The 14,472-nt window shown below is 56.7% G+C and carries 12 protein-coding genes; 2 read left to right on the top strand and 10 right to left on the bottom strand.

Annotated features, from left to right (window positions below):
• The first annotated feature begins 69 nt into the window (after positions 1-69).
• Both F3J37_RS06285 and F3J37_RS06280 read left to right on the top strand, forming a co-directional pair.
• Entirely contained in the window at positions 70-993 is a 924-nt protein-coding gene (locus F3J37_RS06285; RefSeq protein ID WP_166932460.1) for an extracellular solute-binding protein, read from the top strand.
• Positions 993-1,775: a molybdate ABC transporter permease subunit gene (locus F3J37_RS06280; RefSeq protein WP_166932458.1), complete on the top strand. Its 783-nt coding sequence runs from the start codon at positions 993-995 to the stop codon at positions 1,773-1,775. Before F3J37_RS06285 ends, F3J37_RS06280 begins: the two co-directional genes overlap by 1 nt.
• Before the next feature lie 130 nt (positions 1,776-1,905).
• Here F3J37_RS06280 and F3J37_RS06275 read toward each other — a convergent pair whose 3' ends face one another.
• From F3J37_RS06275 to F3J37_RS06230, 10 genes are all read right to left on the bottom strand, one after another.
• Entirely contained in the window at positions 1,906-2,379 is a 474-nt protein-coding gene (locus F3J37_RS06275) for a GlcG/HbpS family heme-binding protein (protein ID WP_034830213.1), read from the bottom strand.
• An 86-nt stretch (positions 2,380-2,465) separates the two neighbouring features.
• Positions 2,466-3,077 carry a response regulator transcription factor gene (locus F3J37_RS06270; RefSeq protein ID WP_045834320.1) on the bottom strand — a complete coding sequence of 204 codons (612 nt, stop codon included), beginning with the start codon at positions 3,075-3,077 and terminating at the stop codon, positions 2,466-2,468.
• A 4-nt stretch (positions 3,078-3,081) separates the two neighbouring features.
• Positions 3,082-4,413: a sensor histidine kinase gene (locus F3J37_RS06265; RefSeq protein ID WP_166932456.1), complete on the bottom strand. Its 1,332-nt coding sequence runs from the start codon at positions 4,411-4,413 to the stop codon at positions 3,082-3,084.
• 150 nt (positions 4,414-4,563) lie between these two features.
• Positions 4,564-5,691 (bottom strand): VasL domain-containing protein, encoded by a 1,128-nt coding sequence (locus F3J37_RS06260; RefSeq protein ID WP_166932454.1) that lies wholly within the window; start codon positions 5,689-5,691, stop codon positions 4,564-4,566.
• A gap of 19 nt (positions 5,692-5,710) precedes the next feature.
• Complete coding sequence (gene tssE / locus F3J37_RS06255; protein WP_166932452.1) at positions 5,711-6,151, bottom strand: type VI secretion system baseplate subunit TssE; 441 nt, start codon at positions 6,149-6,151, stop codon at positions 5,711-5,713.
• Positions 6,151-6,690: a type VI secretion system lipoprotein TssJ gene (gene tssJ, locus F3J37_RS06250; RefSeq protein ID WP_166932451.1), complete on the bottom strand. Its 540-nt coding sequence runs from the start codon at positions 6,688-6,690 to the stop codon at positions 6,151-6,153. Before tssJ ends, tssE begins: the two co-directional genes overlap by 1 nt.
• Positions 6,665-7,762 (bottom strand): type VI secretion system baseplate subunit TssG, encoded by a 1,098-nt coding sequence (gene tssG, locus F3J37_RS06245; RefSeq protein ID WP_166932449.1) that lies wholly within the window; start codon positions 7,760-7,762, stop codon positions 6,665-6,667. Before tssG ends, tssJ begins: the two co-directional genes overlap by 26 nt.
• Positions 7,717-9,480: a type VI secretion system baseplate subunit TssF gene (tssF, locus tag F3J37_RS06240; protein WP_166932448.1), complete on the bottom strand. Its 1,764-nt coding sequence runs from the start codon at positions 9,478-9,480 to the stop codon at positions 7,717-7,719. Before tssF ends, tssG begins: the two co-directional genes overlap by 46 nt.
• 19 nt (positions 9,481-9,499) lie before the next feature.
• Positions 9,500-11,083, bottom strand: coding sequence for a type VI secretion system protein TssA (tssA, locus tag F3J37_RS06235; RefSeq protein WP_166932446.1), 1,584 nt, complete (start codon positions 11,081-11,083; stop codon positions 9,500-9,502).
• A complete protein-coding gene (locus F3J37_RS06230; RefSeq protein WP_166932444.1) occupies positions 11,083-14,469 on the bottom strand; it encodes an ImcF-related family protein in 3,387 nt (1,128 codons plus the stop codon). The genes tssA and F3J37_RS06230 overlap by 1 nt, the downstream gene beginning before the upstream one ends.
• Between the last annotated feature and the right edge of the window lie 3 nt (positions 14,470-14,472).

The following is a 14,472-nucleotide window of genomic DNA, read 5'->3' as shown; positions in this document are numbered from 1 at the left end:
ATTTCAGCTTGCACTGATTGCACAATTTCCGATAATCGTTATCTACCTAATTATATAGCGAGAAAGGGAATGCAAGTCAGATACCTCACAGTATTGATGTTAACCGCCGCCGCTGGCCTCAGCCTGCAAGCACAAGCCAGTACCGATATTCGCGTAACTTATGCTGGTTCGATGGGAAAAGTGATGGACCAGTCTTTAGGTCCAGCCTTTGCCAAACAGAACGACGGAAAATATGAAGGGCAAGGCCAGGGCGCATACGGTATGGCTCGACTGCTCGCGAGTAAGAAAATCACCGCTGACGTGTTCGTTTCCATCACGCCGGGCCCGATGCAGATTTTGAAAGATGCAGGATTGATTGATGATGCCGTACCGGTTGCCAGCACCAGCATGGTGGTGGCGTACAGCCCGAGAGGCAAATTTGCCCAGCAGTTCGCACAGGCCAAAGGCGCAGATGCCAGCTGGCTGAAAGTGCTGGCCACGCCGGGCATTAAGTTCGGGCGCACCGATCCGATTAACGATCCAAAAGGCCAGAACATTATCTTTACCCTGCTGCTGGCTGAGAAGTATTACAAGCAGCCGGGCATCGCCGATAAAATTCTTGGTGGCTACCAAAACCCTGCTCAGACCCATCTTGAAGGTGGCCTGCTGGCTCGTCTGGAGAGTGGTCAGGTCGATGCCGCGGCAGGTTATGAGAGTGAAGTGATATCCGCGCATCTGCCTTATGTGGCGCTGCCGGATGAGGTCAACCTGAGCAATCCAGACATGGCAAAACAGTGGTATGACACTGTCAGCTTCAGCGTCAAAGACAGCGCTGGCAAAGATAAAGTGCTGCACACTCAACCGCTGGTTTACTACGCAGCCGTGCTGAAAAACGCTCCGCACGGTGCGGCGGCGGGTAAAGCCTTTGTCGATTTCATGCTGAGTAAGCCAGGTCAGGCGCTGTTTAAACAGAATGGCTACGCCGCGCCGAAAGGCGGAGCTGTTTATCAGTAATGAAGACCGGTCACGCCACCGCGCTTTGGTTGTCACTGCCAGCACTGATGTTGCTGGCCGTGCCATTCGTCACCCTGATTGGTGTCACTCAATGGCAGCACATGCACCTTGCCTGGGGCGATGGGAGTGCCATCTCCACCTCTATGGGATTGGGCGCGATTGCGCTGCTGTTGATCTTTATCAGCGGATTGCCGGTGGCGTGGTGGTTGTCGCAGGCAAAGGGTCGTGCGCGCGCCATTGTGGAACTGTTGGTGATGATTCCATTACTGACGCCTCCGCTGGCAATGGGGATTTTACTGGTGAGCGCTTACGGACCTTATAGTGTTCCGGGGGAATTACTGGGGAAATTTGGCTGGACGCTGGTTAACAATCCTGCCGCGTTTATTCTGGCGCAATGGTACGGCGCACTGCCCTACTTCATTACCACTGCACGTTCCGCTTTTGCGGGCGTTCCGCAGGATATTCTGGATGCCGGTCGTACCTTAGGTGCCTCACCGTGGCAAGGATTTTGGCGTTTGTCGGTTCCGCTGGCCGCGCCGGGTTTGGCCTCTGCAACAGCTTTGGCGTGGGTGCGCGCCATGGGTGAGTTCGGCATTGTCATGATTTTCGCCTATTTCCCTCAGGGCATGCCGGTTCAGCTTTATAACAATCTGCAAAATGACGGCGTCGATGCGGTGTACGTACTGCTGTGGTTGCTGCTGTTGTTTACCTTACCGGTGCCGCTGCTGTGTTTTGTGGCGTCAAGACGCGTACGTTATGGCAGTTCATCAGTAGAGTCATAGCGCGGCAGGGAAACCGATATTCCGTAGCGGGTGTCCTGCAGGACGTGCCCTGGCTATATTGGACAGGCTAATTGAAGTAACACGACAGACAATGTGCCTGATGGGCGCAATATATTGCGCCCATCATGACTTAATCAATCGCTTTCAATGCATCCAGCGCGCAAGCCTCATCAAGATTACCGCCCGGCGCACCACCGACACCAATCGCACCAATCACCTGATTACCACTTTTTACCGGCACGCCACCGGCTAACAGCAGAAAGCCTGGTACGTCACGCATATTCTGCGCGCCTGGATTGTTCTGTGCGGTTTCCATCACTTTGCCACTCAGATTCCTGGTACTCAACGCGGTATAGGCCTTCATACGGCTCGCTTCTACGGTGTGCGGACCGGCATTGTCCATACGCTGTACCGCAGTCACTAAACCTGCGCGATCTACTACTGTCACGGTGACATTGTAATTTTTTGCTGCGCAGGACTGAATAGCTGCGCTGGCCAGTTTTTGCGCCTCAGCCAATGACAGATTGGATTCAGTCACGGCGGCCTGGCTGCCAAAAGAAACAAATGCCGCCGCAGCAGCAATCAAAGAAAGACGAATAGTCATGTGTCACTCCTGAGTTATGTTAGGTGACACTGTAAAATGAGAGCAGGTTAATAAATATTCGGGTGATCACGCGTTCTGCCAGGTAGTTATACCTGGTTAAGTTGCTGCCAGGCGTGAATCAGTTGCGCAAGATTGTCCATTTCCAGTTTAGTCAGAACTGCGGCGCGATGGGCTTCAACCGTTCGTGGTGACAGCGATAAATCACGCGCTATCTCTTTACTGGTTTGCCCGGCAATCATCAGTTGCATCACTTCGTTTTCACGCACCGACAACAATGCAAAACGCGACTGCAAAATCTGTTGCGCCTGCCAGCGCTGCGCGCGCTGTTCACTTTCATGCATTGCCTGATGCACGCTTTCCAGCAACGGTTCAATCTCTAACGGTTTGGTGTAAAACTCGAAAGCCCCCTGACGGAACGCACGGCGACAGGCTTCAATCGTGCCATGACCGGTCATGATGATCACCGGCAGCAGCGGATGCCTTTCGCCCTTCTCTGCCAACCAGCTAAGGCCACTGATGCCCGGCATGCGGACGTCCAGCAACAAACAGCCGCGCAGCGGTTCCTGCGCTGACGTAGCCGCCTCAAATGAGGCCAAATCAGCAAAGTCGGCAACGTCATATTCCAGCGTTCTCAAGAGAAAACCCAATGATTCACGCACCGACAAATCATCATCCACTAACCAAACTTTTGCGCTCATTCCGTTACTCCGCCAGTGGGAAAATTAGGGTGATTTCCGCGCCGCCTTCGGCGCGGTTTGCCAGCCGCAGCTGGCCATTCATGCGTAACATCAGGCTCTCAACCAGCGTCATGCCAAGCCCCATGCTTTCTGGTCGCGAGCTGTAAAACGGCATACAGGCCTGCGCTAATCCTTCGACAGAAAAGCCTGGTCCGTTATCACTGATGATGATTTTAATCTCGTGCGCCAGGCGTTCTGAATTGATAGCCACCCACGCATCCGCCTGCCCTTGCTGCATGTGGATCGCATTTTGTAGCAGATTGTGAAAGACCTGTTCGAGCCATTGTTCGTCGCCGATAACACGCGCGTGGTCATGCTGAAACTGCTGATGAAGCACCACAGCGCCCGCATCCAGTTCTTGTTGTAATAGCACCGTGACTCGCCGCCATGTTGATTCAACACCGATCGCAGTCATCGCCACCGGGCGTTCGCTGACAATGTCGCGAAAACGTTGCAGCAATCCGGCCAATCGTTCAGTTTGTAAACTGATGGCACCGAGTGTCTGCGGCAGGCTATCGTGTTTGCCTTGCTTAAGCAGCAGTTGGCTGGTGTGTAACCACGTGTTAATCGCGGTGAGCGGCTGGTTAATTTCATGGATGATACCCGCCGTGAATTCACCCAAAGATTCACGCCGCGTGCGCTGGAAATAGTCAGCCCGCAGACGCATTTCGACGTTTTGTCGCCAGTGACGCAATAATCCCCAACCGAGAAAACCGATGATGAGCCACAACGTCAACGCCAGCAGGGGCGGAGCGACATGCAGCGCACGCCAATCAGGATTCGCGCTGCCTTTAATTAGAAAAGGTTGGTAGAGGTTGATAAACGGACGCTGCCATTGCCAGCGCGCCGTTTCAGAATAAGCCGAAGTTAATATTGCGGGCTGAGCATGAATATGAAATGCAAGTGCCAGCCCGACCTCTGGGGCTTGCACGGCAAAATGCAAATCCACCAGCATGCGGAATTGTCGATAGGGGTTATACAGCCAGTACCGTCCTTCGCTGGCATCTTCAAACCGCGGGCCGGTTAGCGGCCTGTTCTGTGTGTGCTCAAGCTGCACGATTTGCGGAAATTTCTTCTGCAATTCAGTAAGGTTTTCATCACCCGTCAATAATGGCAACAGAGTTTCATTCTGCGTTAAATAGGCCGCAATACGACTGAACTGCTGATGGAATTCCGCTTCACGCGTGCGCCGTTGATCCAGGATTTGTTCGGCAAGTAATGCGAACAAAGTCACCAGCGTGAGAAGTAGCCAGACCAGCCAATACCTTTTCATCCATGGGCGGTAAGTGTGAGGCATAGTTTTCCGTTGTTAAAGCGATAAAAAAGCCCTCCGGGTCAGGAGGGTTGTCGATACTGCACCAGCATCCATTCATGGTTTTGCAACGTTGTAACCTGCCCACCCATTGGATTCAATCTGTTTTACTGGTTTAGCGCTGATTTCAGAAGTCTACCTGGTACGACTTTGATTTAGATTGGCTTTTTCCCGATCGGTGAACGACTCTGCGTGATCCTGTTGTATGAGTTGATAACGAAACATCAGCTGTTTTAACAGTAATCCCGTCTGCGTTTGTTCACTCAGCTGATCACCATTACCCTCGGCATAACGTCGAAGTTGCTCTTCAACCGGAATCTGCTGGTTAAAGGCCTGCATCGCGGAAAAAATCCCCGTTTTAAGCTCACTCACCGTGAGATATTTCCCTTTAGTTTTATCTAGTCCATTAAGTTGTTCAGCCATATTTTCCAACTGCGCCATACCACGATGCCAGCTCTGTAATTTTTCCAACGATATCGCTTGTTTCTCTCTGCGCTGTTGTTCGAGCAGGGCTTGAGAGGCCATCAAGTGCTGATGCTGTTCGTATCGATACCAACTGCCACAGACAAAGACTAAAACGCCAGCCAGTAAGGCACAGCAGGCCCCACTCACAAATGATTTTAATGATGATGCCGTTGTGGGCGCGTCTTGCTGCTCATCCGCATCAGGATAGACCACATAAACGCGAGCCGGATCGCTGTGGTGTTCACTGTTGAGTGCTGCCGGAATAAGCTGTACCGGAGAGGGCAGTCTTTCTTGAAGCTGCGTTATGGAGTGTTTGACCTGATGCAATAACGTATTAGCCTGCGCGAATTCCCTGATACCAAAACGTAACAACGCTTCACGCAAGGATATCAGCAAGCGCTCCGTTTCTAATAGCTGCGCTGCCATCTCGCTGCCCACCACCTGCCAGCCACGGTAGAGACTTTGCAGACGTCGAAACATCACGCTGAGGATATCGGCGCGCGCATCAATCGCCAGCGGCCAGAAAATCGACCACTGATGTACCACCAGCGCGTCAATCAGATTCAAGCCTTCATTGAGCCCCCTCAAACCCGCGTTGTTGGCACGCGCCAAAGTGAACCAGGCCGCACTCTGCAACTCCAGTCCATTTTGTTCAAACAACCCCAGCGTGAGTCTCTCCACTTTGCCCCAATCAACATCGGGCCGGGCGGGATGCGTCAGCTTACTCATCTCTTCCCGCAACTGGGAATAGCCTGGTAAGGTGCGCGGATCTGCACCGGTTTTAATCACCTGATTCATATTCAACAACCTTCCTTGTTTATCCCGTCAAACCACTGCCCATTAACTGCTGTTGCTTTAAGTGACGCAGCAACACTCTGCCCTCTGGTTTGAATTCCGTGCCGTAGCGCACCAGTCCAATACCGGTGAGTTCGGCTTCAATGGCGTAGCGCAATTCGCCAAGCACCGTTTGTTCCAGCAATGCCACCTCAATACGCTTAAGGCGCGGTTCGTACTTCAGTAACACGCTTGAAAAGGTGTGAAGCAGCTGGTGCGCAGTGCCCGGCATCCCCTGCAGGATGCGGGTCATATCCGGCAAACCGTAGTCGGGGATGTGTGCAATTGAACCAGCGCGGGTGTTGAGGATGCGCTGCAGGTTATCCAGCACCGAAAGAATGACCTGGTCCCGTTCGCTCACGGCATCGAGCGCCAGCCCGCCACTAAAATTGCCGTAAAGGATCTCATAAAGTGAAGGCATCATCAGGGTCTTTTAGCCTTTTCCGCGACCAAAGTCAGTGTACCGTCACCCAGTTCAATCACGCGCGCGTTGTCCGGATCGAGATCATCGCGGGTCAGTAAGATTCGCCACTTATCATCCTGCGTGTCTGGCGACAGGAATAGCCCAGCCACTGCCACGAATTCCGCCTTATCGTCCATCGGCATATCAATACTGACTGACTCACCCGGGCGGATGCGTATGTCCTTTTGTGCCAGTAGATCCGCCTTCAGTACCTGACTGTCAGCAGCAAGCAGCGAAGGATAGTCTGAAGCGTCAAAGGCTTTACTGTCCTTGAGTTGCCAGATGCGCACCACGGTTGAGAGCGCAGCACCCTGTGCGTTGCGGTTTGCCCCTTCACGAGCGCGAAAATCGAGATGCAGTGTGCGTATTTGCTTGTAAAAAATGGATTTTGTTACGGAGACGGTGCCCTCTGATACTTTCTGCGTCAGACCGCAGCTGCTGACGCTCAGTGCCAGCATAAGAGGGATAAGCGTTTTACCAGCGATAGTCGCCCTGTTCATCGGTTTCGATCCTTGAAGGTTGCACCCGGACGCGCTGATAGCGACCGAGCTGTATGGTTATCTGGTTAAACTCGCGGGAGCCCGTGATTTGTGTCAGAGGCAGCACCGCCGTGCGCCCGAGTTGCTGCGCCCCCTCCGTCCGGCAGCTTAGCTGTGCATCAGGCATCATTGCGCGGTCAACGCACAGCTCCAGTCGCGCATCCAGCTTTGATCCCAGGTAGACGTGCAACAGCGCCATCAGGTCTCCGTGCAGTTGCCCGCCGGGGAGCCAGCCCCGGACTTCCTCACTGTTATCAGTGAACAGTCTCAGCAACACCTGACCGTTGACGTCTGTGGCATGCGTCCCCACCACCGGTCGATGCGTCAGACTGACAGGGTGGCGCGTGCTCATATTCAGTATTGAGGATTGGGGAATACGACGTGAATCCCAGGGCACGACCTGTGCGCGCGTGTCCGGTGCCAGCAGCTTCACTAGCGAGGAGACCCCTTCGGCAGTTCGACCGGGCAGCAGCATCACCGGCAGCAGCGCCAGGAATCGCGAGACCGGCGTCGCGATATTCTGCGCACAGCCGCTTATTCCCAGGCCCGCCAGCCCCAGCAGGTACTGAGAGGTGTCATCGGTGCCACCAGGAGCGAAAGTTGCCGGGTAGGTGTATTTGCGCCAGATGCGGTAAAACTGCGTGGTCAGGCGGTGGCTGAAGATATCCAGGAAATCCTGGGTGGCCTCGTGCCCTTCGCGCTGCCGCGTCACATCATCAATGTAATGCGACGGCAGCGGAGACGCCGTGCCATAGAGTCCCATGAAATTAATGCGTACCGTGGGCGGCAGATGCGGATAAGCGGGTTCCTCCACGCCACGCATTTCCCCTGCCGGGAAGCCCATGCCGGGATGAGGCCGGAAGCGCACCGGCTCGTGCCGCACCTGCCAGCTGCTGCCCGGCACGGGTGCCTCGGGATCGCTCCTTTCCAGTAGCTGACAGAAGCGGTAAAAATTCATATAAGGCAGCCGGTCACCCAGCCGCGCGATTAGCCGGGCAGGCGCTGACTGTGATTCTCTTTCCACCGGATGCATTTTCCTTCAGGCCGGATAATCAGGGAGAGCTGAATGAACTGGTTCATGTCCGCGTAAAGCGACAGGAAGCGGTTAAGCATCTCGCCGAACAGATGTATATCGCCATCACCGCTAAAGCCGCTGCTGTCGAGCGTCACCTCAACGTCGAGGCCACGCAGCAGGTAACCAGACTCAAACCGCTGCAGACGGTGATGATGTACGTCAAGGATCGCATCCAGTTTGCGGTTGCAGAGTTCGTCATCCTGCCAGTTGTACAGCGACAGCGTGCCGCGCAGCACCTCTGCGCTAGTCATCATATTGATGAAGCCGGAACCGAGGTGGCTCAGCACCCGCCAGTGAAAGCGGTCCTCCGCGGGTGGATAAGCAGGAAGTGTTGGACGAGTCAGATTACGCACCGTGACAGGGGTCTGCAGCACCTGTTCGCAGCGGTCCAGCAGGGTGCTCTGCAGCGCACGACGGGGAAGCTGCCCGTTGGTGCCGGTGATACGCAGCGAGAGCGTATCGCGGGAAAGCTCTTCCCCCTCCTCCCACTGCTGACCGCCGAGTATCAGCCAGGTGTCGTGCATCCCGGTCACGCCTTTTCGAACGCGCGTATGAAAATAGCGCTCAGGTGCGAGGCGTCGCATCATGCCGCCCCGGTGCCGGAAACTGGTGAACGGAACGTATTCAGCCGCACCGGTCAGCCCTGAACCGCTGACCGCATCCACCGAGTAAATTTCGGTATGTCCGTCCTGCAGGCGCTTCGCGCGCAGCAGGTACTCGCTCTCCAGTCCGTTAACCGTCAGCGGGTCTGCTTCCAGCGTGAACAGGTTAATCACCGGTACGCAGTGCAGTTTCAGCGAAGCATCGGTCACCGGCAAATCACTCTGCCACGCCTCACTGAATACCACCTCAATATCAAACCCCGTGAGCCCGGGTGGAAGAGGGATAGCTTCCAGTCCGTTCAGGGTCACAAAGCGAAACTTCTCCGGGAAGGTGAAGTACTCCAGCAGCAACTGATAGCCGCTGAAGGCGCTGTCACCTTTTGGCCATAGTCTGTCGTCCTCACCAAATCCACCCGGGCTGAACCAGGCGTTGAGGGCGATCCGCTCCTGCTGCCCGGCCAGGCGGACGTATATCGCGGCCTGACGGCGGGTCAGCCTCTGATGCAGCGCGGTCGCCACGGGCACGTCTTCTCCCAGCCACAAGCTAAGATGGCGCAGGTCACACTGGCTCCAGTCCGCCTGCCCGCTGCTGGCTATGCGCAGGCGCAACACGGAACGTCCGTCCGGCTCGGTGCCCATGACCACGCCTGAGATTGACAGCGGATTAAGCGTAACCGGCTTTGTGGTGCGGTAGTGGCAGACAGTATTTTTGGGGCCTACCGGGCGGGAATACACCTCCAGCCCGGCGGGAGCGGTCTCCGCCATTTTCATTTTCGGCAGATCAGGCGAGAGAGCCACCACGCTGAGTGAAGGGATCGTGCGCAGATAATGCGGCCAGAGCATGCTGACCAACCCTTCGGTCAGCTCCGGCAGGTCATCATCAATCTTCTGACGCAGTCGACCGACGGAAAAAGCAAATCCTTCAAGCAGGCGCTCCACAAAAGGATCTGGCGTGCCTGCACGGTCCAGGTTGAGCATGGCGGCGCGGTCAGGGTGGGTTTCAGCGAATTCTTTTGCGGCGTCGCGCAGATAGCGCATTTCGTTATCGTAATAACGCAGGGTTAAGTCTTTCATAAACGGGTTTCGTCTTCCTTTACGAAGTGGTCAGTATGGCAGCACGAGCGGCATCAATCCGGATAAGCGATGAAAGTAGTCTTTCCATCTCTGTGTGCGTCCTGGTTTTATCCGCTTCGCTTCGGCCTGCACGGCTGCGCAACAGCTTCAGCCTGCGGGACTGCACCTCAAACAACAGAGATGGCTCCCAATCGCCCAGCGTCATACTCTCTGCTTGCGTATCGAGCGCACATAGCAGATGAAGCGCCATTTCCTGACGGCCAAATTGCTCAGCAAGTCTGGCCATAAGCAAACGCAATAACCACTGCTGGCGAGATGAACTGATGCCGGGCCGCTGCTGCAGCCAGGCCAGCGCAGCCTCAATGCCCTCCCTGTCTGCCAGGTCAGTAGCCTCGCTCTCCAGCTGCAGCACATCATCCTCTGCGCCAGCAGTCACAGAGACAGCCTCCGTTTCGAACACTCCCGCAGACATCAGCACATGCTGCTGGATCCAGCCCATGGTGACCTCATCCGCAAACGGCATTCCGTCACTGAAAGCCAGCGTTTCCAGCCCGTTGAGGCGCGACAGCAGGCCCTTAAGGTCGTCCTGAACAATCGCCGCCAGCGCCGCATTGCCCGAGCGCAGCTGCGCCTGGTGCTGATACCACTGCAGGTCAAGCCAGAAGTGATTGCCGCCCCGGCTGAATAGGCTGTCGGCCTGCTCGGCCAGTTCGGCCCAGCTCTGCTGCAGCCACAGGCGTTTAAGCTGTGCGCGCTGGTCCGGCTTGGGTGGCTCGATACGGCTTTTGCCGTCGCCGGACAACGGTGGCAGTTGGCTGAGCGTGTCATGACGGATGGTTTTCATCAGCCTATGCGCGGCCAGCCATCCGCCTGGCTGATCGCGAAGATAAGCGGCCAGCGTTCGTGCCTGGTCCAGCAGATCACGCCCGGAACTGATAGCCGCCAGAGCGGGGGCGGCGGAAGCTGAAGACGACTGGGATGCGGGACCGTCTGCCGCCGTCTGGGGCACAACCGCATCCGGGCCGCCTGCCCTCAGCAACCTTGCCTCCAGCGCGCCGTAAAGGCTACCAAGGCCGGCCCCGCCCTGCGCTCTGCATACGTCATCAATCACCAGCAACGCCGCCACGGTACGCTGCGCCGAAGATGTCGTCACTTCGGGATAGAGCGTCAGCGTATCCAGCATGCGCGCGCTGGCGGGAAAGCCCAGCGCCGCCTCACGACTGCGCGCCCGCTGTGGATGCAGAGCATCACCAAAGTGCTGCAGCAGACCGGCTAGCAGGGCCAGACCGTCGGCGAACCCTTCTTCTCCGTCCTGTTGCAGTCGCGCCCAGCAGTACCAGACTGCTACACGGATATCTTTGGCTTCCTTAGTCAGCACCTGTTCTGCCAGCGCGCAGATAAGCGCCGTGTCCGCGCCAGACAAACGGTTCATCTCCTGCTGCATCTGCTGGAATGCATCGTTGTAGGTCGGGTCTTCGCCTGCTGCGTGGGTGCCCGCCAGGGGTTTCAGCCACGGCTCCCACAGCGAAACAGACTCAGTAGCCAGCACGTGAAGATGGTCCGCATCCGCACCGCAGGCATTAATCAGAGATTGCAGTGGCATTAGTCTTCCTCGCTGACAAAAGTTTCATCCGGCACGTCCGGTGTGTCACTGATAATGAAAATGTCGGCCGGGAGCGTGAAGTTGCGCAGCTTCAGCAGCGCCAGCGGCCCCTCTCCGGCTTCGGTGCGCAGAATGTAGTTCAGCGGGCGACCGTCGGGAGCCTGCCAGGTGAGTTGCCAGCTGCTGCTGATGCCCGGATTAGCGCTGACCTGAGCCTTATCCAGCAGGCGAATCAGACCCCAGCTCCCCGGCATGTCGCCGTACTGGCGGGTCCCGGCCTTCGTGCTTATCCAGCTCAGCGATGCGCCCGGCGCTTCTGTGTCGGCCGGCCAGGTGAAGCGTTTCCACACCGGCTGCTGATTCATGTAGGTGAGCTTCTGGCTGTCGATAATCAGGTCAGTCTGCATCACGTCTGCTGCCGTACCGGGGCGCAGTTCAAAATGCAGCCCGGCTTCCCCGCTGGTGAACACCACGTCGGAAATCCGGCTCAGTTGATTAAGCGCCTGCAGAAAGGCCGGGTTAAACGTCAGCCCCTGGGCGTTGATGCTGTCCGGTACCCAGCGGGTGCCTTCGCGGTGCAGCACGCCGCTCAGACGCGACTGCAGGAAGCGGGTGATGCGTCCGTTGTCCGTGTTCAGGTATTTCGCCAGCAGCGGCAGTGACACCTCACTGCTGACATTTTTAAACGGATAACGGCCGCCAAATGCGCTGTTCCACTCGTTCACCACCGACTGCTGCCACTGGGCGTTCAGGCTGCCCGCAGCCGGCATCAGCACCTGCTGCCAGGCCTGCTCCATCGGGCGCACAAACACCGTCTGCCCGAAACCGCTCCACTCCTGCCCCAGCCCGGCAGCGACCAGGCTGCCGTAATCACGCGTGTCAGTCAGGTCCATGGTTTTCCCCTGAAACACCGTCTGCGCCAGCGTCTGCGTCATGGCCTGCGGGTCTGCCGCGTTGGTGACCTGCTGCAGGCGCAGACGCACCTGAGTCACGCGCGTCAGGAAGGTGCGCAGGCTCATACTGCTGCTGCCCTGACTGTCAGTCAGCGCCAGCAGCGGGCCGAAAGTCGCATCGAGTGGGCCGCTCGGGCCGCTGTTCTGGTCAATGGCAGGGCGCTTTTCGCGACTGAGCAGGTTCTGCGCAGACTTCACCAGCGAGTCAGCAATAGCATCCCCACTCTGCCCGGTCCGTCCCTGCACGTTGAGCGTATTCATCAGCGCCACCAGCGGTGACTGCCTGACGTCTGCCATCAGCGTGAGCTGGTCAATTGCGTCTGATAACGTCGGAGTAGGTTGCAGGCGCAGGCTGTTGAGAAAATTCAGCCAGGCGGCGCTGTAGTCGGCAAAGTAACGGCTGGTCAGCCGCGTCTCCAGCGCTTCGGGTGAGGAAGCATCACCGGCGGGTGGCGGCGCATCACTGAGTACCCAGTCCATCTCTTCACGCCGCTCCCGCGCCACTTTTTCAATCGCGGGTTTAACGCCATCTTCCCAGGCCTGACGGGTGAACATGCCGGGCACCACTTCATCGGTGGTAAACAGCCGACCGGCATCCGTATCGCCGGTCATATCGGCCAGTCGCATATCGGCGTACTGGTGCTTCACCTCTGACTGCACCCGCTGATACTGGCGGGACTCGCTGTTGGTCACCCCCACCTGGCGAACCAGCAGGCCGCGCACCTGCCCGACCAGCTCCGGGTCTGCTTTCAGCGCCCATTCAGGGTGAGCATTGAGATTCTCTGCATAGAAAGCCAGCAGCGGACTCCCGGCGCCCTGCCAGTATGCCTGGTTCAGACCCTGCCGCTGCGTCCAGTTCTGCATCAGCGCCTGGCTGAACCAGCGTGGATCCATACGTTCAGGGTGCGTCAGCATCAGATACAGTCTGAGCTGTGTGTAGGCCTGCTTTGACTGCGTTTCGCGCAGTGGGCTGTCAGGTGGGAGTGCGGCATAGGCTTTCAGCGCGTCAGTAAGCTGCAAGGCCGCGGCGTCGCGCAGCAGAGGCAGTGCTGCTTCACGGTAGCGCGGCCACAGGGCAGACAGCAGTTCTTCGTTCTGGCTCAGTCCGAGGCGGTTGTACCAGGGCGTACCATGCTCCTGGCGATACTGTAATTGTCCGATCGTATCCTGAAGCACGCCCATCGCAGCAAGCCGTTGTTTTAAAGACTGACTGCTGTCAGAAGCGTTTTCAGTCACCTGTACGGCATCACCGATAATGCTGCGATTGGCGGCGAAAGAGACCAGCATCCCCGCCCCCCACAGAATGACTAACGCACAGGCGGTTGCAGCGAATATGCGACTCCACTGCAGGCCAGGGCGTATAGGGCGGAGATGTGCAGGCAGTTCGTTTGAGCTCGCGGGCAACGCATCCCAGCGATTGTCCTGTATCCAGCTGTGCGGTATGCCACCCTCGACTTTTCCAGAAGGGGCACTGAAAACAAGGCCTGCCAGCAGGAGTGGGCGGCGTGGGGGCCAAAAGGCAGAAATCATCGCAGCAACAGACTCGGGACTTCGGCTGAGCTGGTCAGCCAGGCCGAGAAGAAAGTGATGCTGCGGATTACCAGCCACCTGCTGAATACCCTGTGAGGTGAGTCGGCCCGTGAGTTCTGCCAGCAGAGCATCAACATTACTGGTTTCAGGCAACTGACAGCCCAGGGGCTGAGTGATACGATCCTTCTGCTCACCGGTGTGCGGATGGAGCGACCAGATAAACAGTGGAAGATGCCACCCCAGGGCATCATAACGGGCTGCGATTCCCTGAACGACAACATCAATGTTCATTGCTGGCGGTAAAGATGCTGAGGCGTCGCGACGGCTTGCCGCACATCGGTCCGCAGCAGACGTAACGTACACCATTGCATCAGCCGGGCGGCGGCTAAAGCCACTCAGCATTTTAAACCAGCTGTTGTTAAGGTTTTCCGACGGGTCTCCCCCCCAGAATAAAAGTGTACCGCCGTCCTCCTGCCAGAGCTGAGTCGGGAGTCCGGGGATCAGAGACTCTACATCCGCAACGCTCCCGGTGATGAGAATGACGCGAACATTATGCCGCCAGCGTAGGCCAGAATTTACACGCAGATGAAGTCTGCACTGTTTTAACGTGTCCCGATAAAAGTCGTTATCAGGCGCATGCTCTGTCTGTTGTGTTTTGGTCCCTGTGAGCGTTATTAATCGCTGCAGGAAAGTCCGTGATACCAGCCAGAGCCACGCCTCGATGAGCAGTTCGTCCATCAGTAATAAAAGCAGACACATCACAGCAGTGATTAATGATGCATAAAGTTTTTGTTCACGACCGCTGAGGTGTAAAAATGGATTATCTGACCAGATGAGACCGGCACTTATTATGAATATAACGGTGATGATAACCCAGGTACTTATCCGTTTATTTTTAATCATACA

The sequence above is a fragment of the Candidatus Pantoea communis genome, from assembly GCF_011752685.1.
In the GTDB taxonomy this organism is placed as follows: domain Bacteria; phylum Pseudomonadota; class Gammaproteobacteria; order Enterobacterales; family Enterobacteriaceae; genus Pantoea; species Pantoea communis.
This window is presented reverse-complemented; position numbering and strand designations above follow the sequence as displayed.